Genomic DNA, 22,872 nt, shown 5'->3' with positions numbered 1-22,872 from the left:
CATTCAAATAACCATCGAAAGTTAGTATAGTCGTTTAGTCATTAGGCACGAATGCCGCCTCAGCAATAACCAATGAGCCCAATATGTTAGCCCAAGACAATAACCAAAAGGTTTGGCTAAGGGAAAAGGATCATCCCGCGATTAGTATGCCAAGATGGCAGCAACAGGTCGATGTTATAAACGACCTTTACCAAGCAAAAAATACCTTAATTATACAAACCAATGGCGAAGAAGCCCAAACGGTTTGTAGCGCCCCTTTCGACTCGAAAAATTTGATCTTAGGTGAAATATTCGAGGCAAAAGGATTAATTCAGTCAATGACTGAAAAAGCCGATTTTGGCGTTATCCACATAGACCCTGCTGAAATTGGTTGTGCAACCAATGCTGCAGAGCGTTTATTAGCCGTTCAGCTTTCATGGCCTGATGGCCGAGTATTTGGCTGTTTGCTTATTTGCGATCCACAACCTGAGAAGATGACAGCTACTCACGCTGCGGTATGCGGCTCGGTAAAAGCCTTGATTCAAGGCGAATTTAAGCAAATGTATATGATGGAGCAACTGCAAAGATTATCAGTGCAGGATGAGTTCACCTACATGCTTAACCCTTATGGCTTTAACTTAATGGCACCAAGGCAACTCAGCTTGAGTAGGCGGTTTGGTTCTCATGCTGGGTTAATTGTACTTGAGGCCATGCCATCAAGAGCAAATGCATCTGAGGCGATTGGCTCGCAGTTTATTCGTACAATAGCGAGAGTTATCTCAGAAAGTATGCGTGAAGCGGACATTTGTGCGCGTTTCGATGATAAGCAGTTTATTATTTTGGCTTTTATAGACCATGAATCTAACTTAGATACTTTGGTTGCACGCCTGCGTAAGCGACTCGTTAGGGAGGCGCCTGATGTCGATTTAGTCAGCGGTATGTGTTTCTTTAGCCCTGACAGCCAGCAATCGTTGATGCCGATGCAGCAAGAGGCGATTGCCGATCTTGAAAAGAATCGCGCGCAAATTTTAGCCAAAAGACGATAATCCCAGCGTCAGTCGCTTAGTTAATTTAGCAAAGAATTAATTAGCACTAGTGACTGTGAGCTCCGCCCTTACCCATTACCAATACTCAGTTTTGGGTGAGGCGCTCAAGCAAATAGCAACAATCCTTTTAATTAGTAACCGCTATTTACGCATGCTTTTATTCGCTGGGATTTTGCGCCCTCGCCCACTCTAAAAACAACGCAATGGGGAAAGGTGACATTAGCACCATACCAAGACCTGCCAAGCTCGCCACCAGTACCATGCCAGCAAGCTGCTGTGACCAATCAGATAGAAAATAGATCCCTATTGCAGTCAATAACATGGCTAATCCTAACCAGTGCATCATTTTCAGGGTATCTATGATACGTTTTTGCACGTTAAACCACCTTTTTCTACTGATTTTTTTACTAATTCGCCTAGCGCTTAGTATAATATACTCACAATATACCGATATTAATCACTTTGGATCCACAACATGATAAAACAATCCTTCATCGTAGCAGGTCTGCTATTGGGTTTAGCTGCATGTCAGTCAACTCCTCAAACTCAAGTTGAGGATTTAGCCATCGAAGGCACATGGCACATTGAAACTGCAGCTGGCAAGCCAGTTATTGATTACAGCCCAGCAGAACTTATTTTTGCTGCAGATGGCAAATTAACCGGTAACAACAGCTGCAATAATTTCTTTGGTAGCTACACCATTGATGGTCAAGCATTAACACTGCAACCTGCGGGCAACACCATGAAAGCTTGTGTTGATGCACTAATGGCACAAGAGCAACGCGTAATGCAAGCTATGCCTCAAGTTGCTCAAGCTGAAATGGCTAAAGGCAAATTGCTACTAAAAGATGCTGACGACAAAACGGTATTCGTTTTAAGTAAAAAATAAGCATTTAGTTCCAGACATAAAGCCGATTTTTTACCATCCATGGTAAATCGGCATAAATGTTCCAGACATAAAAAAACCGCCTATTGGCGGTTTTTTGTTAGCAAAAATTGTCAATAACAATAGCGATTAAGACTTCAGTTTCTCTGCCATTTCAGCGCTATCTTCTGCATTGGCATTGTAATGCTCAACATCTATCTCGCCTTCTGACTTTGCAATTACAGTGGTTGCAACTAAGTCGCCCGATACGTTTACTACAGTACGCGCCATATCCAAAATACGGTCGATACCCGCAATTAGCGCAACACCTTCAAGTGGCAAGCCAACAGTGGTTAACACAAGTGTTAGCATCACAAGGCCCGCACCAGGTACACCTGCGGTACCAATAGAGGCCAAAGTTGCAGTCAAAATAATAGTGATGTAATCAACCCAAGTTAAGTCGATACCAAAAGCTTGCGCCACAAACAGTGCCGTTACGCCTTGGTAAAGCGCGGTACCGTCCATGTTGATAGTCGTACCTAGCGGCAATACAAAGCTTGAGATCTTCTTGTTTACGCCTAAGTACTCACTAGCACACTTCATGCTGGCTGGTAATGTACCCGCAGAGCTTGATGTGGTGTAAGCAACCGCAATGGCATTGCTAATCCCTTTGAAGAACTGCAATGGGTTAAGTTTGGCAAATACCACTAACACAAAGCTGTAGAAACCAACGACATGTAAGAAACAGCCGATATAAACTGCCACAATTACCTTGATAAGCGGCATCAACATATCAACGCCATACTCACCAGCAACCCACGCCATCAAACCAAATACACCGTATGGTGCAAGCTTCATTACAAGGTCGGTAAGCTTATACATAGCTTCAGCCAAGCTTTCGAATACTTGAATAGCTGGTTTGCCATGGTCGCCAATTAGCACTAGTGCAATACCTAGCGCGACAGCAAACACAATAACTTGTAGGATTTGACCACTAGCAAGTGCAGCAACTGGGTTGGTCGGCACAATATCAATCAAGGTTTGCATGATAGACGGTGCCTGCTTAACAACCTCAGCAGACTCATGTGGCACCATATCTAAGCCAGTACCAGGCTGCATAATATGGCCAACCACTAAGCCTAGAGTGATTGCAATTGAAGTTGTACCTAAGTAGAAAGCAAATGACTTAAACCCAATGCGCCCCATTTTGGCGGTGTCTTGCATCGAAGTAACACCCACAATCAGAGAACAAAATACCAAAGGAACAATCAGCATTTTGATGGTGTTAACGAATAACGTACCAATCGGTTTTAAGTAAGTAGCCTGCTCGCCTAAGCCAATTCCGGTTAAAATACCTAACAGCATACCAATCATGATCTGTAACCATAAAGGCACAGACATCCAGCTCGACCACACTTTCTTAAAAAGTGAAGCTTGTTGATTCGACATATTTAAACCTTGAAACAGTGGAGGGAGGACAACCAGCCTAGCGGCCAGCTTAAAAAATAACGCGGCAGTTTAGCATACGCTGCAATAGCAGGAGATGATCTATGTCACGCTGGTTTGCCCCATATAGGAGTCACTACAAAAACCGCTATAGCACTAAAGATATCATAATTTTAAGCATCAAATTTTGAGGTTTTATGATTTTTTGAGAATTGCATTTTATATAGTGCAGCGGGAGGTTGGTCTCGCTCCATGAGGTGGCTCCAATATGCGTCATCAAAGCCTGAAAAAAATGCTTTTCCTTCAGCCCGCAGAATAAGCCACCACCAAACAAGCCCCCATAAACCGAGCGTAAGCAGAGTTAAAACAAAGTGCCATCCATGCTTAATGTCTTGTGGGTCACGCTTTAGGGCACATTTTCGAGCCTCGGGCTTTGTAGCGAGAGAAGTTACTTGGGACTTTTTCATACTGACTCCAGTTGTGTGCTGGCCATAGAAAAAGTCTAGCAGAGTTAGACTTTAGTCGAATATTAATTAGTGAAAATTTTCAGCAGTTAGTTAAACAGCATTAAGCTTGATTTCGCTTCGTGTTAGAGTGAGCCAAAAAAAGGAACCTTATTAATGATTATTCGTAAAGGCCAACTCGCCGACCTACACGCCCTAGTTAACTTTAACCAAGCGATGGCACAAGAAACCGAAGGCTTAAGCCTAGACAGCCAAACACTTGAAAAAGGCGTAAATACCTTACTGACATCACCAGAGAAAGGCTTTTACTTAGTCGCTGAGATTAACGGCGAAATTGCAGGCTCACTGATGGTGACCTTTGAATGGAGCGACTGGCGCGCTAAAGACTATTACTGGATCCAAAGTGTGTATATTCGTCCCCAGAATCGCCGCCAAGGTATTTACGGCAAGCTTTACCAAACGGTTAAAGATATTGCTGCGGAAAACGGTGGTGCAGCCAGCTTTAGACTCTACGTTGAGCAAGAAAATACTAAGGCGCAGCAAACTTATAGCGCACTAGGTATGGAGCAAAGCTATTATTTGATGTACGAGCAAAAGTAATACCAAATTAGTATGATCCCCAAATCTGGATATGAAAAAGGCCATCATTTGATGGCCTTTTTACTACTTGCTTGTGTTGGACTAAAAGTTAACCGCAGATGCTAGTGACTTTAATCGCCAAACCACCTTGGCTAGTTTCACGGTACTTAACGTGCATATCTTTACCCGTTTCGTACATAGTCGCGATAACTTTATCTAAGCTCACCTTTGGTGCGCAGTTACGACGCATAGCCATACGTGATGAGTTAATCGCTTTAACAGCAGCAATAGCGTTACGCTCAATACAAGGAACCTGAACTTGGCCAGCAACTGGGTCACAAGTTAGACCTAAGTTATGCTCCATGCCGATCTCTGCAGCCATACATACTTGCTCAGGGTTTGCGCCCATGATCTCAGCAAGACCAGCAGCAGCCATTGAACAAGCTACACCCACTTCACCCTGACAACCAACTTCGGCACCAGAGATAGAAGCGTTACGCTTGTATAGCGAGCCAACTGCAGCAGCAGCTAAGAAGAAGCGAGTGTACTCTTGCTTACCAACTGGTTTAATGAACTTATTGTAGTAAGCTAGTACCGCAGGAATAATACCTGCGGCGCCGTTTGTTGGTGAAGTCACCACACGGCCACCAGCAGCGTTTTCTTCACTTACAGCCATCGCAAATACGTTGATCCAATCAACGATTTCCATTGGGTCGCTAGATAGGCGCTCACCAGTAAGCAATTGGCGGTAAAGTGCTGGTGCACGACGAGCCACTTTTAGTGGGCCAGCTAATACACCTTCAGTTTGACAGCCTTTTTCAATAGCATCATGCATGGTTGACCATACTGCGCCAAAACCATCGTAAATAGCTTCTTCACTGTTGAATGCCAATTCATTCTTAAACATGATGCTACTGATGCTTAGGCCAGTTTCTTTACAGGTTGCTAATAGCTCATCTGCATAGTTAAACGGGTATGGCACTTCAACTGGGTTTTCAACTTCTTTACCGAATTGCGATTCTTCAACAACAAAGCCACCACCGACTGAATAGTAAGTCTTGCTTAGTACAAGCTCGTCACCATTGTAAGCGTGCAACATCATACCATTTTCATGTAATGGTAATGCGTGGCTGTGGAAGATCACTGCATCATGACCAAAGTCTACTAGCTGCTTTTCGCTGCCCATAGGTAGCTTTTTAGTTTGCTCAACGTCAGCAATAAAACCTGGGATTGCATCAATATCAACGTCATGTGGCGAATTACCACCTAAACCAACGATGATAGCGATATCAGTGTGGTGACCTTTACCGGTTAACGATAAAGAACCAAAAATCTCAACGCCTAAACGTGTCACTTGTTCAAATTGACCCGTTTGACGAACATCATCGATAAACTCTTTGGCGGCCTTCATCGGCCCGACAGTATGAGAGCTCGATGGACCCACACCTATCTTAAAAATATCAAATGCGCTAAACATGAAAATAACCTCGAAAAAAGAGGAAAAGCCGGGAGAGTTCCTGGCTTTGTCATACATCTATGGAACTAAAAAGCTGGGCGCTAAAGCTGCTCGCATGCAACGTTAAACACCCAGCCAGTATCTTTATTAAGACAGTAATCCGAATAGGATTGCAGTCATTGCAAGTAAACCAGCAACCACTACGAAGATGTTGCTGAAACGTCCACGATACGCAGCTAGAGCAGGTACTTTGTGAATCGCATACATTGGCATTAGGTAAAGAATAGCCGCGATGATTGGGCCACCTAGTGCTTCAATCATACCTAGGATGCTTGGGTTAATAATTGCCACGCCCCAGATAGTGATGAACATGAAACCTAAAATAAACTTGTTTAGTTTAGAGTCAGAAACTTCTTTACCACTTGAGCGTAATTGCTTAGTGATTAGACCTTTCATACCTTCAGTAGCACCCATGTAGTGACCGAAGAAAGAAGAGATAATCGCAACGAAAGCAATGAATGGACCGAAGTAGCTTACAAATCCACTCTCATGTACGTTTGCCAAGTAAGAAAGAATTGGCAGGTTTAACTCTTTTGCTTCAGCAAGCTGTGCTGGAGATAGAGATAATACACATGACACTACGAATAGCATTACGAAACCAACTAACATCAACGTTGTGTTACGTAGGATAACGTCTGCTTTACGTGCTGCATTTGCACCGTGCTCACGCTTTAACGATACAGAGAACTGTGAAATCGCTGGTGAGTGGTTAAAAGCAAAAATCAATACTGGGATAGTCAACCAAACTGTGCCTAGGAATTCACCTGCTGCAGGCACAACTTCTAGTGCGTCCATCTTCCAGTCTGGAATTAGGTAGAAAGACATGAATGCTAGAATAGCCACTAATGGGTAAACCAATAGCTGAGTTACTTTAAGCATCATTTTTTCACCAGCAACCATTACTGACATCATAGCGACAATTAAGCCACCAGATAGCAACCAGCGTGGTACACCAGATACTTTATCCATAATCTGCACACCAGCTTCAGTTAGCATAGGTGCACCATCAGCCGCTAAACGTGGTACTTCCACAAAAATGTTTAGCTGGTTAACGATAAAGCTTTCAACCGTGTTAGTAATACCTACACCGTAGATCAAAACGATTGGGTAGATAGCAAAGAAGTAAAGCAAAGTAATTGCCTTACCAGCACCAACACCAAAGTGCTCTTCTACTACGTGAGTAATATCGCTGCCTGGCTTGCTTGATGAACAAACAAAGCGTGATAGACCACGGTGAGCTAGGTAAGTCATTGGACCGATGATGGCAACCATCATCATTAGCGGCCAGAAACCGCCCATACCAGCGTTAATTGGTAGGAATAGAATTCCGGCACCAACTGCTGTACCAAATAAACTTAACATCCAAGTGGTATCTTGACGTGTCCAAGGCAGCGACTTGGTCGTTGCCGTATCTTTTGTTGTGATCGCGTCTTTTTGCATTCTTGTTACCTTGATGGTGCTGAGAAACACCAATAAATTTTGATCTCAGGAGTATTTTCGCGGTTAAGAGTATCCTAATGCACGCGCTAAAAATTGATCTGAGTTCATATTCTGTAATTGATTTTCACAATGTAATCATTCTGTGAGCCAGATCTCTTTAATCGCGTAATAAATTTTCATTTATTACCAATAAAAATAACCGTATCGAACCCGCAGTTAACATTAAGTTTACTTAAATCATGGAATGCTGATATAAAACTTCGCAATAAGATTTTTTGCTCGCGGACATAGCTCACAAAAAACCACTTTTAGATACATCACCCGACAACAAGACCACATTCCTTGAAACAGATCACGTTATTTGTGACCACTTATAAGCTTGGCATTAGCTAAACTAATGCAAAAAAAATGTAATTTTATTTTGAGCACTCGTTACCAATTATAAGCATTAGCATTTTATTGCAACTTCAAGCCAAAAACTTACAGATGAAGCTAAGCATAAATTGCAATACACTAGTGTAATTCGCTCTGTCTGTACTCGAGAAAAATAACCAAAATGAAAGCAAGTATTAGCATTATAGTCGGCTCTAAAAATCCAGTTAAAGTTGCCGCTGCTCGCACCGCCCTTGAACGTCTTTTCCCGGAATATGAAATCCAATGCCAAGGAGTAGACGCTCCCTCTTTAGTTGCTGATCAACCAATGACTGAAGCAGAAACCAAGCTTGGTGCCATAAATAGAGTTAAGTACTGCCAAAACCAATATCAGGCCGATTACTTTATTGCAATGGAAGGTGGTGTCGATCTATTTGAAAATGGCCCAGCAACCTTTGCTTATATTGCCATTGCTCATAACACTCAGGTCAGTATTGGCCGTGGTGCACAATTACCGTTGCCAATGGCGGTATATCAAGCATTAAGCCAAGGCCAAGAGCTTGGTCATGTGATGGACGCAATGTTTGATACCGTCAATATAAAACAAAAAGGTGGTGCGATATCATTATTAACCAATGGTAATGAGACACGCCAAAGCAATTATACCCAGGCAATTATGCTTGCCATGGCACCAATGCTGCACCCTGAGCTTTACGCCAACTAACTCAATTAGTATTAACTTGATTATTTTTAGCTAAATAAGCTTGATTTTGAAAAACAGTGCTCGTAAGTTAGATGCTACTCGCAACTAACTTACGAGCACTGTTTGATGAATCAAGCTCAACCCAAATCAGCGTCACAGCTACGCCGCCTTTCCAGACAACTTATTCGTCAATTGGGGTTATTAGATGCAGCCTGCGGTAATCAACCATTATCTCCTGTGCAGGCCCACGCCTTAATAGAACTCGGCGAGAGCACTTACGCTATCAAACAACTTGCAATACTGCTTAATATCGACAAGTCCAATGCCAGCCGAGCAGTCAGCCACTTGGTCGACAAAGGTTTTGCCACCACACAGGCTAATCCACGAGATAATCGCAGCCTTGTGGTACAAATTAGTGCTAAAGGCAAGAAGCAGTTATTGAAACTGAATCAACAACAAAACCAGCAATTCAGCGATATTTTGGCTCAATTACCTAAAGAGCATATCAGTGATCTTGAAATATCCCTCGCCCGCTATAACAAAGCGGTTATGCACTCAAAGTGCCAGCAAGGCTATAAAGTACGTAGTATTAGCAAACAAGATAATGCGCAAATAGCACAGGTGATCCGCCAAGTATCAGCAGAATATGGCTTAACGGCTGATAAAGGCTACGGCGTTGCCGATAAAACGCTAGATAGTTTGAGCGAAGTTTACCAACACGATAATGCACATTATTGGATTATTGAACGTGATGGCAAAGTGCTCGGAGGTGCGGGTATCGCCCCCTTAGCAGGGCAAACTGGTATTTGTGAACTACAAAAAATGTATTTTGCCAGTGAGCTGCGTGGTAAAGGGTTTGCACGGCGGTTAGCGCTTGAAGCCATAGCATTTGCACAAGCGCAGCAATATAGCGCCTGTTATTTAGAAACGACAGCTAACTTGATTGAAGCGATAAAGCTGTATGAGTCACTAGGCTTTACTCATCTCGACGCGCCTTTAGGTAATACCGGCCATGACGCCTGTGAAATTACCATGCTCAAGTCGTTAGCTCCTAGCTAATATTAAGCAATAGCAAGCTTGTCTCTATTAAGCAGGCAATTAGTAAGGCTTAACCGTCATACTCGACATAAGTTAATAGTTTTTATGGCTAAAGCTTGCTAGCCTCAAAATAGGTGTTATTCAGGTAATAAGTGAGTTTTTATGGAATATAAACGTCTTTCGCATTCAAGTTTACACGTTAGCCAAATCTGTTTAGGCACCATGACTTGGGGCGCTCAAAATACCCAAGCACAAGCATTCGAACAACTCGATTACGCCATAGGTGAAGGTGTTAACTTCATCGATACAGCTGAGATGTATCCGGTTCCTCCTGAAGCAGAAACTCAGGGTGAAACCGAACGCATTCTAGGTAACTATCTAAAACAAAGAGGCAATCGCGATAATCTTATTATTGCCAGTAAAGTTGCCGCTCCCGGTGGCAAGAGTGATTATATTCGCCCAAATATGGCACTAGACTGGCGTAATGTTCATGCCGCCGTTGATGCATCACTTGAGCGTTTACAGCTCGACACAATTGATCTTTACCAAGTCCATTGGCCAGACCGCAACACCAACTTCTTCGGTGAACTCAGTTACAACCAGATAGATGAGCATGAAAAGCAGACTCCGATTATTGATACCCTTGAGGCATTATCCGATTTGGTGAAGGCTGGAAAAATCCGCTACATAGGGATCTCTAACGAAACGCCTTGGGGCTTTATGGAATACCTGCGTTTAGCCGAGAAACATGACTTACCGAAAATTGTTTCAGTGCAAAACCCGTATAACTTGCTTAACCGTAGCTATGAAATCGGCATGGCAGAAATAAGCCACCGTGAAGAAGTACCATTATTAGCCTACTCGCCACTAGCGTTTGGCGCGTTATCAGGTAAGTACCTCGACAATCAGTGGCCAGAAGGCGCGAGAATGACGCTATTTAAGCGCTTCGCGCGTTACACGGGCACGCAGATGGCGTTAGATGCGACTAGAGCTTATGTTGAGCTCGCACAAGAGTTCAATATGAGCCCAGCCCAAATGGCGCTAGCATTTGTTAATTCAAGAAAGTTTGTGGCTTCAAACATCATTGGTGCAACGAACCTTGAGCAACTAAAGCAAAATATCGACAGCATTAACTGTGCGATTTCGCCAGAATTACAACTGCGCCTCGATGAATTAGCCCTGCAATATCGAGTGCCTTGCCCATAAAAAGGCATAAATTAGCAGTCTTACCTTGCTTTAGGCGCACAGATCTTACAAGATCTGCGCGCCTTTTTATTTTACTCATAACCTCGGATCAGATTTATGGATCTCTCAACGCTGCGGTCACAGTTTCCCACACTTGCTCAATCAAATGATGGCTACCCGTTATGCTATCTCGATACCGCTGCCACCAGCCAAAAACCTCAGCTGGTGATTGATGCCATGAATCACTACTATCAGTGTGATAATGCCAATGTGCACCGCGCAGCGCATCAGCTATCAGCCCGCGCCACCAGCCAATATGAAGCTGTGCGCGATAAACTAAAGCAATTTATTAACGCTAAGCAACGTAGCGAAATTATCTTTAGTCACGGCACAACAGAATCCATCAATATTGTGGCGAATGGATTAACTGAGCAGCTTAGTCAAGGCCAGCTAATTTTAGTTGATAGTGCAGCGCACCACGCCAACATCGTACCTTGGCAGCAACTCGCTAAACGCACAGGCGCTGTGGTAAAACCGATCCCGCTAACGGCTGATTGCCGTTTAGATCTAACCGCCTATAAAGCGTTATTGGAGCAGCAACCTGCTATTGTGGCGCTGAGTCATGTATCCAACGCATTAGGCACACTAAACCCAGTTCACGAACTCGTTGCATTAGCCAAGCAAGCCGGCGCACTGACGTTAGTTGATGGTGCACAAGCTATCGCTCACCTTGAGGTTGATGTTCAGGCGTTGGCATGTGACTTCTATGTATTCTCAGGCCATAAAATGTATGGCCCAACAGGTATAGGCGTGCTTTATGGCCGCTTTGATATACTTGATAGCTTACGTCCGCTTTTGACTGGCGGTGAAATGATTAAAACGGTTAGCTTTGAGCACACTGAATTTAATAGCTTACCTAATCGCCTTGAAGCAGGTACGCCACCGATTGCTGAAGTGATTGGTTTAGGCGCGGCAATCGACTTTATTCAAGCCCTGCCTCGCGAGCAAGTTCATGCCCAAGAGCAAGCATTACTTAACTACCTGCAAGATAAACTGAGCAAATTAGGCGACATAGTGCTTTACGCAGCCCATAGCGACAATATTGGCGCAGTGGCATTTAACTTAGCCGACGAGCATCATCAAGATGTAGGCATTTTACTGGACCAACAAGGTATCGCCGTGCGCTGTGGCCATCACTGCGCCATGCCGCTAATGCAAACTTTAGGATTAAAAGGCTGCTGCCGCGCATCAATTGGGGTTTATACTAATAAGGCTGATATCGATAACTTCATTGATGCGATGAAATCGGTAAAAGACTTGTTGTTGTAACAGAAGGTCATAGGTTCTAGGAAAAGCTAAGCACTTTTTTATTTAATTAATTCAATTTAGGTCATTTAATGAGTCAGCCAGTTCAACCCGCTAATGAACAGTTTTTAACTGCAATCCTTGATAACGATCTACAGGCGACATTAACGCTATTTGAGCAGGCAGGTAACTGGCAAGAGCGTTATCGTCAAATCATGTTACTCGGTAAAGCACTGCCAAAACTTGATGAGCAACTGCGTGTCGATAGTGCACAGGTTCGAGGCTGTGAAAGCAATGCATGGCTTTATCACACCGAGATTAATGGCTTACATTATTTTATCGCCGACAGTGATGCTCGCATTGTAAAAGGCTTAATCGCACTATTATTAATTGCCTGTAATGGCAAAAACAGTGCAGAGATTAATGCTTTTGAGCCTAATGAATTTTTCGCAAAACTAGGTCTTGCAGGCCAACTGAGCCCATCGCGCACAAATGGTTTACTCGCTCTGGCCAATGCGATAAAGGCGGTGGCTTAAGCTGTTTTAGTCACGCCACTGCACTTCGCAAAGGTTGGATTTACCCGCATTACATGCCTCGCACAATATCTGTAGATTCTGAATATCCAAAGCTAACTCTGGATATTTAGATCGAGGTTTAATGTGATCAACATGCATTGTTGCACCTTGTTCTGGCGTAATACCACAACATGAACAACGACTACCGTACTTTACTAACGCTTGATGCCTCAATATTTTCCATTTACCAGAGCTGTAGAAATCACGCTTTTGCTCTGTAAAAGGAAGTTGCAGCCAATCATCATAACGCTCCGGAACACAGCCAGGAGCAATCAAGATTGCATGACCATCAATTCCTTGCTCCTCATTGGCTTTTAACCATTTCCATATCGCTTTTAATGCACCATTTTCTGTCTTATAAGACTTACTTCGCCTCGTTTCTGCTTGAAACGTTACTGACCACATAGCCAACTCCTTTTGCGTTTTAACCAGCTTAGCTTACTAACAAGTAACCGTATTAAACTCAATCAGCCACTCATCCTCGAAAACTCTATTTTGCTCAGGTAAGATAAGCGACTTATTCAAAAACAGGCTTTTATCTTGTAGTCAGTAAAAGATCTCACTGCAGGCAACTATTTGCAACAGCAATCACCGGCACTTTCACGCATTATTGCCAAAGCCTCTGAGCACTGTCAGCTTTGGGTCCTGTCCCATGCCAATCGATTGATTAACGCGTTAAATCAGTTTGAGGATTGCAATCTTATTGAGCTGGATAAGCAGTTAGGGCAAACAGAAATTGTTGAGCAGGATATGTTAACTAAACCCAGCTGGCACTGGAAAAATCGCAGCTAAAGCATTGGTAAATGACTAGCTGCGATTGGCATTGACTTACTTTGAAAACCGATAGAGAACCTATAACGACATATTAGCGATTGTCTTTTGAATACCGACGACGTCAGTGCCACGCTTGAGCTCTTTAATCAGCGGGTCTTTTTGACCAGAGATCCAAATCTTTAGCTCTGCATCCATATCAAAGGTGCCGGCCGTTTCCACTTCAAAATGGGTAATCGACTTATATGGCACAGAGTGATAACTCACCTTCTTACCAGTAACGCCTTGTTTATCAATTAAGATAAGGCGTTTGTTGGTAAACACGAACATGTCGCGAATAACCTTATAAGCTAAAGTTAGCGACTCATCGTCAGCCATAATCGCACTTAATTCCTGGGTTAACTCATCAAGGTTAACCTCAGATGCGTTGCCCATCAGCGAATCTAATAATCCCATGTCTATTTTCCTTAATAGTGTGAGTAAATTTGATCCGCCGACGTGCGAGGGATCTAATCTGCTGTGCGAACCTGTCTGTTCTCACCTACGACCATCATTTCACATTTCGGGCAGTCGAACACTAGCTTAAGCACATCTTTACCAATTTCCAATACCATAGGATCAGCCTTGATCCCCGGCACTTCTTTTGGACAAAGATTAAAGTTAAAGCGCAGGCAGTGCTTGGTCACCATTAATGGCACATCTTCTGTAATGCCGTTTTTCTCATAGGTATCTTGAATTTCAATGACACCATGGCGCTGATAAAACGCTTTAGCTTGCTCGTTAGCCACGTTGCCCAAATAGCTTAAATGCTTAACTGGATACACAGCGTCTTGATTATATTTCCATGCTTTTGGACGAACATAATCATTAACTCGAGCTTGTTCTAACGCGGCGACGGTATCACGGCGCAAACCATTCAGTAGCGAGGTTGGGATAAACCAAGTCTGTGCGGTTTCAATTAAAATGTTATGGGCTTTAAAGTCTGTGCTACCAAGTTTAGCGAGCTGCTTACGCAGACCTTGTTGGGCTTTTTCAACATCCGTTGCTGCGGTTTTCTCAACCACTAACGTCTGGGTCGCAGTATGACCATAGACATCAGTCATGGTCAGCGACACACCATCATCGGTATCAGCTAAGACTAAATCAACACCTATAATACGTTTAGATGACTCTTTAGCGAGTACTGCTTCAAAGGCTTGGTTGTGGTTACGATAAATCGTCATGCCCACTTTAAGCTCTTTTGGCATACGCGCCACAAACAGCTTTAAGCCTTCAGCGCGGTTAACTCGTAGACCTTTTAACTTGTCGTCGGACTGCTTTGCTTCAGCGTAATCACTTGGGAAGAAACATAAACCGTCACCATTATTAAAAGTCTCAGTTGAAGTCACTTCAATAAAATCGGTGCCAATACGCTTAACTGTTGCAACTTCTTCACCGATATACTTTGGCGAGCGGAAATCGCTTACGCCTTGGCTACGTTCATTGACGAAGTAATCGGTACGGCCTCGGTTGAAAGTCTTTTCAGGATCTGGCGTAAAGGTATGTTCACAGCGTCCATGAGACGAGGTGACAAACTCCGGACGACGAGCAATGATCTTATCTAACTCTTGACGATAATGGGCGGTGACATTTTTAACGTAGCTTAGATCTTTTAGGCGACCTTCAATTTTAAACGAGCGCACGCCTGCATCAATCAAAGCTTCTAAGTTATCGGTTTGGTTATTATCTTTAAGTGATAACAAGTGCTCATTTTGCGCTAAGACTTCACCTTGACGGGTTTTCAGCTCGCCCGGTAAACGACACATCTGCGAGCATTCACCGCGGTTAGCACTACGGTTGCTAAACGAGTGGCTTAAGTTACATAAGCCGCTATAAGCAACACACAATGCACCATGAATAAAGAACTCAATTTGCATATTGGTCTTAGCGGCAACGTCGCGAATTTGACTTAGGCCTAATTCACGGGCAAGCACTACTTGTGAGAAACCAACCTGCTCTAAAAAAGCCACTTTCTCAGGGCTACGGTTATCCATTTGCGTACTGGCGTGCAGCGCAATAGGCGGTAAATCAAGTTGCAATATGCCCATGTCTTGCACGATAAGTGCATCGGCGCCCGCTTCATAAACTTCCCAAATGAGTTTTTGCGCGGCATCGAGTTCGTCGTCCATCAAAATGGTGTTGATAGCGACAAACACTTGCGCGTGATATTGATGAGCAAAAGTACATAGGCGTGCAATGTCTTCAACACTATTGCCCGCAGTCGCACGAGCACCAAAAGCTGGACCGCCAATGTATACCGCATCGGCACCATGGCGAATAGCTTCGATACCATAGTCGGCATTCTTAGCCGGAGCTAACAGCTCTAAACGGTTATTTTGCATCTCTAGTGGAGTATGCACCGCGTCATCAGGCTTATCGCTAGGGGTATAGATGCCAACATTGCTCATAAAAATCACTCAAAAAGGGTTAACACAAATATTTTGGGCGAAGATTATAGCAAAACTGCCAAGCTTTGGCGTTAGCTAATATAAAATCAATTTTTGAGCAGTTGGCTAAGCTTTTTATGTCAGTCTTTATGTCAGCCTTGATATCGCAGAGCAGACAATAAAAGTTATCTACTTTATAAATACTTAGCCGATTATTACTGATAATTCGTGGCTGATATTGCGAGGCTGTTGCCAGTATGGCTAATAGTGGACGGCTAGCCAAATGGTCTCTGTTTGCTCACAGGTCCAAGCGACTCGGTGCTTAACGTGCGCCGCAATATTAATATGCTCGCCAACATTGAGCTTTACCGTCTTACCATCATTAAATTCAAGTTTAGCGGCACCCTGCACCACCATCACCCATTCACTATGAGCTTGATCGTACCATTGGCCTACTGGTGTCACATGAGCTTTTGAAACAATTCGCTCAATCAATACCTTGTCAGTTTTAATCAGTGGCTCAAATACTTCTTGTGACAAGTCACTTGGCAGTTCTGTAAAGATATTCTGCTTTTGCATTAGCTTTCCTATTCGAATATAAAACCAGTATGAAATACCTTAAACAGGCTGCACTACAATACTTTTGCTGACACGAATACCTAAACGCTTTGCCAATCGATTTAGGTTTGCCCTGTCGATTTGTAACCGCTTAGCCGTGGCGGACCAATTGCCATCTTGCTCGGCAAGATACTGCAAAATGAGTTGCCGCTGAAAATCGTCGGTTTGCTGCTTCAGGTTTATATCTGCTTGGGCAGCAATGTGTTGTAGCGCTGTTGCTTGCGAGGCAATAGCATCATCAAGTGAAACTTTTGATTTAGGTAACATCAATGCCAAATGCGCTAAACCAATACGCACTATTGGCGAGTGACTGTCGCTTCTTGCTCTTAACGCCGCACGGCTAATCACATGCTCTAGTTCACGCACATTACCGGGCCAATCATAATCATCAAGTACCTTGATGGCATTTTTAGCAAGTGTCAGCTGTTGCATGCCGAGCTTTCGCCGAGTCGACTCAATAAAGTAACCTGACAACAAGCTAATATCGCCATCACGCTCTCTTAGTGGCGGCACTATAACCGGATAAACACTCAGGCGGTGATAAAGATCTGCCCGAAATCGACCTTGATCAACTTCATCTCGTAACTGACGATTAGTTGCAGCAATAATCCGCACATCTACGTATTCAACATCATCTTTACCGACGACTTGGATCTCTTGATTTTGCAACACTCTAAGCAACTTACTTTGTGCAGCTAAAGGTAATTCGCCAATCTCATCTAAAAAAATAGTGCCGCCACTGGCGAGATTAAACTTACCCGTACGAGTACGCTCTGCACCGGTAAAAGCCCCCTTTACATGGCCAAATAACTCACTTTCAATCAGGTTTTCAGGCAAGGCTGCGCAGTTAACATAAACTAGTGGCCCTTGGTTTCGGCTAGATTGTCGGTGCAGCGTTCGGGCGACTAACTCTTTACCTACGCCTGTCTCGCCTTCAATCAAAATTGAAAAGTTAGACGCTGCCACCATCTCAAGTTCTTGTTTGAGTTTGAGCATGCTTGGGCTCTCGCCTATCAGCTCACCACCATCTTTAATTAACGCTTCGTGGGTTAATTCGGCAACCACTTGTTGATTATGTTTGGAGTGCTGCTCAAGTTGTTGTAGCAAGATGGCAGTTTTTAGGGTTGCGGCAGACATAGCCGCTATCATATCTAAGGTGCGATTAGGGATGTCATCAAACACATTAGGCACCATGCTATCCAAGGTTAATATGCCTATCAGTTTGCCGTCTGACAGCAATGGTAACCCCATACAGGCGTGTACCGGTAAATCTCCATCGTGGGCTAACAATAGACCATCATATGGATCACCAAGTGGGCAGTCCGCTGCAAAACGTAGTGGCGTAGTTGACTGGCAGATCTGCTTAAAGCGGCCATGAGCTGCAATTTCAAATCGCCTACCTAAGGTTTCTTTAGTCAGTCCCTGCAATGCTAGCGGCTTTAAATAATCGCCCTGCACATGCAGTAGTACCACTGCATCACACGCCACAGCTTGGCGCACCGTGCTCAATAAGCGCTCAAACCTATCTCCAGCCGTTAGGCTATTTGTTAGATTTAACGCTAGCTCGATTAAAGCGGTAGAAGATATTTCACTCACTGCAAACTGCCTTATTTATTCATGTTTTATCTAACTTAACAGCAACCATATCATGTTGGCACTGCAGCATCAAAATCAAACTTTAGAGTCATAATGACCACGGCCAACAAGAGTCATAAAGACTACAAGCGGTGAGGTAAACATCTAAAACCCCGGCATATAGCGCTTTATTATGATTGGCATGGTTCTCGCTATAGTTATCGCTTTAGTTATCACTATAGTTCTCACTACAGCCCCGTTATAAGAGCCTCGTTATAGCTCTGTTTATATGAGTCTCAAAACCTACGAGTTATTACTCAACGATAAACAATAGAAGGATATTTAGATGTTATCTGCAAAACATATCAGCACAGTAAAAAGCACTATCCCATTACTTGAGTCAGCCGGTACCGCAATTACCGAGCACTTCTATAAGCGTATGTTTAAACATAATCCTGAATTAAAGCATATCTTCAACTTGAGCCATCAACACTCTGGCGGCCAACCCGCTGCACTTTTCAATGCGGTGGCTGCGTATGCTAAAAACATCGATAACTTAGGCGCACTAAGCGGCGCTGTTGAGCGCATTGCTCACAAGCACACTAGCTTTAATATTCAACCTGAGCATTACCCAATTGTTGGTCATCATTTGCTTGAAACATTGCGCGAATTAGCACCTGATGCCTTTACTCCAGATGTAGAAGAAGCCTGGGCTGCTGCTTATGGTGTATTGGCGGGAATATTTATCGATAGAGAAGCCACGCTATACCATAGAAATGAAAATGCAGTAGGCGGCTGGAAAGGTGCTCGCCAGTTTGAGGTTATCGCTAAAACCAAAGAGTCAGAGCTAGTGACCAGCTTTACCCTTGCACCTATAGATCAACAAGCGGTTATCGACTTTGAAGCTGGGCAATATTTAGGTGTCAGTGTGGCGCCAATTAATCATGACTACCAAGAGATCCGTCAATATTCATTATCAGACAAGCCAAACGGCAAGCAATACCGTATTTCAGTCAAAAAAGAAGCCCTGGGCGTACCAGGCGTGGTATCTAACTACTTGCATGATCACGTGAACATCGGTGACAAGATTGACGTTTATCCGCCAGCAGGCGACTTTCATTACGAAGAACGAGAAGCCCCTGTGGTGCTTATCTCAGCCGGTGTTGGCGTAACCCCAATGCAATCAATGTTAGAGATGCTAGCGTCTAAATCTTTTGCAAAACCCGTGTTTTATCTACACGGCTGTGAAAGCGTTGAGCAGCATTCATTTAATCGAAGAGTTGAGCAACTCGGTTTGCAGCTCAATTTACAGCATCATACTTGGTATCGCGATATTGCTAACGTCGATGAAGCCGTCAATGCAGCCAACATACATCAAGGCTTTATGAATCTTGCCGCACTTAAAGACTCATTGCCGCTAACTGATGGCGACTATTACCTATGTGGTCCTGTGGCTTTTATGCAGTTTGCTAAGCAGCAATTACTTGAGCTTGGTGTTAGCGATGCGCGCATTCACTATGAAGTGTTTGGTCCACACTCTGACTTATAAAACCTTAGCAAAAACTAAAAAACGGACGCCAATTAGCGTCCGTTTTTGTTGTGGCTCAACAGCCCATTAACCTATAAAACCTATTTAAATAAAGTCACAGATCTCAGCCAGCGACTTTTTCTGCAGAGCATGCTCAGGCACTGTCGCATCTTCACTAGGGTAACCGGCAATAATCAGCATATACGGCCGCTCATTAGCATTGTCTCGGCCACACACTTTACTTAAAAACGACATAGGTTTGGGCGTATGGGTTAAGGTGCCGAGTCCTGCATTGTGCAGCGCCTGAATTAAAAAGCCTGTCGCAATGCCAACTGATTCATGCACGTAATAATTAGTTTTCTGCTCACCCTCTTCCTCTGAGCGCTTTTTACTAAAAATGGCAATCAACCAAGGCGCATGTTCAAGGTAAGGCTTGTCGGCATTGGTCCCTAAAGGCTTTAGCGCATCAAGCCACTCCTCACCCGCACGCCCCGCATAGAAAGCTTGCTCTAACGCTTCCGCTTGCTGACGGATCTGCGCTTTAATCTCTGGGCTATTAATCGCCACAAAATGCCAAGGCTGGTGATTGGCACCATTGGGCGCAGTGCCTGCGGCCAAAATGCACTTTTCAATAATCTCTTTGGGAACGGCGCGATCGGAAAACTTGCGGATAGAATGACGTCGTTGAACCTGTTGATAGTTTTGCTGAGCCCGTTCTAGCATTTCATCTTGCGGGTATTCAATAAAATCATTAAGTGGGTGATGAGCTTCAGTCATGGTTTACCTTCTATTTATTATTACCTGCCAACAAAGTCAGTCTAATTTACTCAGTTTCTTACTCATGATTATGCTATTTACTGCGCCTCAAGCACCGACTTCAATTGAGTGAGTCCCTGATCTAAGTCCTTACCTATCATGCCTTCAAAATCCATAAACAGAAACATCAAATTCATTGGGTAATCAAGATGACCATCAAAACCCCAGATCACTTGAGTTTGATTCGCTGACAGCGCTTGAGTTTCCATAAAAGCTAAGTCAGTTGACTCAAATGGCCTGAAAAATCGCAACTCATAATCGATGCGCTTGCCCTCATCAATACGCATAATCTCTTGTTCGCCCGCACCGACATCATCTTTATCGCTTTCCCAGCCAGCCACAAACCCCACCATGCCATCACTACCGCGGTAACTCTTTTGCATATCTGGGTCCATTTGCGCCCACACGCTAAAGTTATCTTGATTCTTTAGCTGTTTAACGTAATCAAAAACTTCAGTAACCGGCTTATCTATAATCACTTGTGTGGTAACTGAATAGGTTTTATCAACGAACAGGGCCGCCACAAAAGGCAGCGCGATGATGACTAGCACTAACAGTAGAAATTTCTTTAGCATGTATGGTTACTCATATTTGCAAGCCTGCACGGCCTAATAAGGCCATGCAAAAAGGTAAGTTAAGAATAAACATATTATTAACATAATGACAAATATGCATAAGCATACAAGTTCAGTATCTAGCGAATATTGATGTTGCCAGCATGGGGATAGAAGAGTGTAAGAATAAAATTCGCGGTTACCAGAAAGAGGAAGTGGGGGAGAAAAATAGAAAACAAAAAGACAAGCACTGCTTGTCTTTTTAAAAATTAACATCGCTAAAGCTTCTGCTAATCAGGTTGTCATAACGATAATACGCCTGATATTACTGCAAAATAATCTTACAGCCCTAGCTTTGCCAATAGCTTTTGATTCTCAGCTTCAATGTGCTTATAAAAATCACAATCAGTAAGCTTTGATGCTGCAGCTTCGTCAATTACTAATACCGCATCTTGGTGTAATTGCAGAGCAGATGCTGGGCATGCAGCGGTTAACGCGCCTTCGACTGTTGCTTTGATCGCATCGGCTTTATTCTCACCAGTTGCTAACAGTACCACTTTCTTAGCATCTAAAATCGTGCCTATGCCCATGGTGATTGAAAGGTGTGGCTGATACTCGCCGACTTTAAAGAAGCGTGCATTGTCATCAATGGTGGCTTTGGTCAGTGTTTTAACTCGGGTGCGGGACATCAAACCTGATGATGGCTCGTTAAAGCCAATGTGACCATTACGACCAATACCTAATAATTGAATATCGATCCCACCTGCAGCCTTAATTTGCTCTTCGTAACCTTGGCAAGCTTCAATTGGATTTTCAGCATCGCCTGGTGGCACAAAAGTCCGCGACTTATCGATATCGATATGATCAAACAGCTGCTCATTCATAAAGTAACGGTAGCTTTGTGGGTGAGTGCCTTCTAAGCCTAAATACTCATCTAAATTAAAGGTCTTAACGCCTGCAAAAGAAATCTGCTTTGCTTTGTTGGCTGCGATTAATCCTTGGTAAAGCGATACAGGCGTAGAGCCCGTTGCTAAACCCAATACTGAATCAGCCTTTTTTTGCAGCTGCTTAATAAAAATATTTGCGCCGTACTCAGCGACTGACGCACTGTCTTTTAATATTACGATTTGCATAAATTTGATCCAATATTTGTGATGCCACCAAACAGATAAATCAGCCTAATGATATTTAGGCATATCTAGTCGGTAAACTCGTTACTACCGCTATGAATTAGTCTTAGTCGCATAAATTCACAGCAGCCATTAATTAGTTAACATAACTATAACCTTAAATGACAACGCTGTCATTAGCTATTAATTAGCCACTGTGAGTCGCTATTCATACCAAGTACTAAGCGATTAGCTTAACCCCGCAATATTAAGGTTATAATACGCAATTGCTTCCCACGCCGTCATTACTTAAGAGTCTTACATGTCTGAACTGCAAGTTACTAGCACGCTATATAGCCACTTTGTGATTTATAAGCCTTTTGGTTTTCTCAGTCAGTTCGTGCCAGAAACTCGTAAAAGCAAACCTGTGCTAGCACAGCTGTATAACTTTCCCGATAAAACCATGGCAATTGGTCGGCTCGATCATGACTCAGAAGGCTTATTGCTGTTAACGACTGATGGCATGCAAAGCCACCTTATTCGCAGTAAAGACATTGAAAAGGAATATTATGTTCAGGTTGATGGTAAAGTCAGTGCAGAACAATTAATGCTGCTGCAGCAAGGCGTTGAGATAGGTGTCAATGGCACAAAATATCAAACCTTACCTTGCAAGGTTGAATTACTCACACCTGAACCTAATCTGCCTGCTAGAGGCAAAAAGATCCGCGATCCTCGCCATGGCCCAACAAGCTGGCTATCTATTACTATTCGTGAAGGCAAAAATCGCCAAATCAGAAAGATGACTGCTGCAGTGGGGCTGCCAACACTTAGGCTGGTAAGAGTTAGAATCGATCATATCAAGCTTGGAAATATGCAGCCAGGTGATGTCATTACAATAGAGGCATTTGATATTGGCAACGACTAAACTCATTAATCGTTGCCAATCGAGTAAGTAGGCAGTG

The 22,872-nt window shown here is 43.5% G+C and carries 23 protein-coding genes and 1 pseudogene; 11 read left to right on the top strand and 13 right to left on the bottom strand.

All coding sequences use genetic code 11. From position 1 onward, the window contains the following. Positions 1-83 precede the first annotated feature (83 nt). Positions 84-1,025, top strand: coding sequence for a GGDEF domain-containing protein (locus L2740_RS16365; protein ID WP_248951175.1), 942 nt, complete (start codon positions 84-86; stop codon positions 1,023-1,025). Between the two features lie 157 nt (positions 1,026-1,182). Here the strand turns inward: L2740_RS16365 and L2740_RS16360 are convergent, their stop codons facing one another. Next, positions 1,183-1,401, bottom strand: coding sequence for a hypothetical protein (locus tag L2740_RS16360; RefSeq protein ID WP_248951174.1), 219 nt, complete (start codon positions 1,399-1,401; stop codon positions 1,183-1,185). A gap of 99 nt (positions 1,402-1,500) precedes the next feature. On the opposite strand from L2740_RS16360, the gene L2740_RS16355 reads away from it, so the two are divergent. Continuing rightward, positions 1,501-1,914 (top strand): META domain-containing protein, encoded by a 414-nt coding sequence (locus L2740_RS16355; RefSeq protein WP_248951173.1) that lies wholly within the window; start codon positions 1,501-1,503, stop codon positions 1,912-1,914. Between the two features lie 126 nt (positions 1,915-2,040). Here L2740_RS16355 and L2740_RS16350 read toward each other — a convergent pair whose 3' ends face one another. Together L2740_RS16350 and L2740_RS16345 are read right to left on the bottom strand one after the other, a co-directional pair. Continuing rightward, positions 2,041-3,339, bottom strand: a complete 1,299-nt coding sequence (locus L2740_RS16350) for a dicarboxylate/amino acid:cation symporter (RefSeq protein WP_248469981.1) — start codon at positions 3,337-3,339, stop codon at positions 2,041-2,043. Between the two features lie 170 nt (positions 3,340-3,509). Beyond that, on the bottom strand, positions 3,510-3,803 hold the full coding sequence (locus L2740_RS16345) for a hypothetical protein (protein WP_248951172.1): 294 nt from the start codon (positions 3,801-3,803) through the stop codon (positions 3,510-3,512). 153 nt (positions 3,804-3,956) lie between these two features. On the opposite strand from L2740_RS16345, the gene L2740_RS16340 reads away from it, so the two are divergent. Beyond that, complete coding sequence (locus L2740_RS16340; protein WP_248951171.1) at positions 3,957-4,400, top strand: GNAT family N-acetyltransferase; 444 nt, start codon at positions 3,957-3,959, stop codon at positions 4,398-4,400. A gap of 88 nt (positions 4,401-4,488) precedes the next feature. Here L2740_RS16340 and L2740_RS16335 read toward each other — a convergent pair whose 3' ends face one another. Continuing rightward, a complete protein-coding gene (locus L2740_RS16335; protein WP_248951170.1) occupies positions 4,489-5,856 on the bottom strand; it encodes an L-serine ammonia-lyase in 1,368 nt (455 codons plus the stop codon). Positions 5,857-5,982: 126 nt separating this feature from the next. Continuing rightward, the gene (locus L2740_RS16330) at positions 5,983-7,335 is read right to left on the bottom strand and encodes an SLC5/6 family protein (protein WP_248469986.1); all 1,353 of its coding nucleotides are present in this window, start codon (positions 7,333-7,335) and stop codon (positions 5,983-5,985) included. 556 nt (positions 7,336-7,891) lie between these two features. Here L2740_RS16330 and yjjX point away from each other — a divergent pair. The 5 genes from yjjX to L2740_RS16305 all read left to right on the top strand — a co-directional run bounded on the left by yjjX (position 7,892) and on the right by L2740_RS16305 (position 12,474). Beyond that, a complete protein-coding gene (gene yjjX, locus L2740_RS16325; RefSeq protein ID WP_248951169.1) occupies positions 7,892-8,431 on the top strand; it encodes an inosine/xanthosine triphosphatase in 540 nt (179 codons plus the stop codon). Positions 8,432-8,536: 105 nt separating this feature from the next. Then, positions 8,537-9,469 carry a bifunctional helix-turn-helix transcriptional regulator/GNAT family N-acetyltransferase gene (locus L2740_RS16320; protein ID WP_248951168.1) on the top strand — a complete coding sequence of 311 codons (933 nt, stop codon included), beginning with the start codon at positions 8,537-8,539 and terminating at the stop codon, positions 9,467-9,469. A gap of 141 nt (positions 9,470-9,610) precedes the next feature. Then, positions 9,611-10,654: an NADP(H)-dependent aldo-keto reductase gene (locus L2740_RS16315; protein WP_248951167.1), complete on the top strand. Its 1,044-nt coding sequence runs from the start codon at positions 9,611-9,613 to the stop codon at positions 10,652-10,654. Positions 10,655-10,750: 96 nt separating this feature from the next. Beyond that, positions 10,751-11,962, top strand: a complete 1,212-nt coding sequence (locus tag L2740_RS16310; RefSeq protein WP_248951166.1) for a cysteine desulfurase — start codon at positions 10,751-10,753, stop codon at positions 11,960-11,962. A gap of 68 nt (positions 11,963-12,030) precedes the next feature. Then, positions 12,031-12,474, top strand: coding sequence for a SufE family protein (locus L2740_RS16305; RefSeq protein ID WP_248951165.1), 444 nt, complete (start codon positions 12,031-12,033; stop codon positions 12,472-12,474). Between the two features lie 6 nt (positions 12,475-12,480). Here L2740_RS16305 and L2740_RS16300 read toward each other — a convergent pair whose 3' ends face one another. Continuing rightward, positions 12,481-12,918 carry an HNH endonuclease gene (locus L2740_RS16300; RefSeq protein ID WP_248951164.1) on the bottom strand — a complete coding sequence of 146 codons (438 nt, stop codon included), beginning with the start codon at positions 12,916-12,918 and terminating at the stop codon, positions 12,481-12,483. Positions 12,919-13,104: 186 nt separating this feature from the next. Here L2740_RS16300 and L2740_RS16295 point away from each other — a divergent pair. Next, positions 13,105-13,305: pseudogene (locus tag L2740_RS16295) on the top strand (AAA family ATPase); the annotation flags it as partial. A gap of 60 nt (positions 13,306-13,365) precedes the next feature. Here L2740_RS16295 and L2740_RS16290 read toward each other — a convergent pair. The 4 genes from L2740_RS16290 to norR form a co-directional block, all read right to left on the bottom strand. Next, positions 13,366-13,740, bottom strand: coding sequence for a PH domain-containing protein (locus L2740_RS16290; protein ID WP_248951162.1), 375 nt, complete (start codon positions 13,738-13,740; stop codon positions 13,366-13,368). A 53-nt stretch (positions 13,741-13,793) separates the two neighbouring features. Continuing rightward, positions 13,794-15,731, bottom strand: a complete 1,938-nt coding sequence (locus L2740_RS16285) for a peptidase U32 family protein (protein ID WP_248951161.1) — start codon at positions 15,729-15,731, stop codon at positions 13,794-13,796. A 240-nt stretch (positions 15,732-15,971) separates the two neighbouring features. Then, the gene (locus L2740_RS16280; RefSeq protein WP_248951160.1) at positions 15,972-16,289 is read right to left on the bottom strand and encodes a cupin domain-containing protein; all 318 of its coding nucleotides are present in this window, start codon (positions 16,287-16,289) and stop codon (positions 15,972-15,974) included. Positions 16,290-16,328: 39 nt separating this feature from the next. After that, positions 16,329-17,924, bottom strand: a complete 1,596-nt coding sequence (gene norR / locus L2740_RS16275; RefSeq protein ID WP_248951159.1) for a nitric oxide reductase transcriptional regulator NorR — start codon at positions 17,922-17,924, stop codon at positions 16,329-16,331. 325 nt (positions 17,925-18,249) lie between these two features. Here norR and hmpA point away from each other — a divergent pair, with 325 nt between their 5' ends. After that, entirely contained in the window at positions 18,250-19,452 is a 1,203-nt protein-coding gene (gene hmpA, locus L2740_RS16270; protein WP_248951158.1) for an NO-inducible flavohemoprotein, read from the top strand. A gap of 84 nt (positions 19,453-19,536) precedes the next feature. Here the strand turns inward: hmpA and L2740_RS16265 are convergent, their stop codons facing one another. From L2740_RS16265 to nagB, 3 genes are all read right to left on the bottom strand, one after another. After that, positions 19,537-20,208, bottom strand: a complete 672-nt coding sequence (locus L2740_RS16265; RefSeq protein WP_248951157.1) for a nitroreductase family protein — start codon at positions 20,206-20,208, stop codon at positions 19,537-19,539. A gap of 77 nt (positions 20,209-20,285) precedes the next feature. Then, a complete protein-coding gene (locus L2740_RS16260; RefSeq protein ID WP_248951156.1) occupies positions 20,286-20,822 on the bottom strand; it encodes an SRPBCC family protein in 537 nt (178 codons plus the stop codon). A gap of 320 nt (positions 20,823-21,142) precedes the next feature. Further along, positions 21,143-21,934 (bottom strand): glucosamine-6-phosphate deaminase, encoded by a 792-nt coding sequence (gene nagB / locus L2740_RS16255; protein ID WP_248951155.1) that lies wholly within the window; start codon positions 21,932-21,934, stop codon positions 21,143-21,145. Positions 21,935-22,232: 298 nt separating this feature from the next. Between nagB and L2740_RS16250 the strand changes: the two genes are divergently transcribed. Continuing rightward, entirely contained in the window at positions 22,233-22,835 is a 603-nt protein-coding gene (locus L2740_RS16250) for a pseudouridine synthase (RefSeq protein WP_248951154.1), read from the top strand. Positions 22,836-22,872 lie beyond the last annotated feature (37 nt).

This window comes from Shewanella pneumatophori, assembly GCF_023283895.1.
Lineage (GTDB): Bacteria > Pseudomonadota > Gammaproteobacteria > Enterobacterales > Shewanellaceae > Shewanella > Shewanella pneumatophori.
Note: the sequence above shows the minus strand (reverse complement) of the source record. Positions and strands in the feature narration are given on the sequence as shown.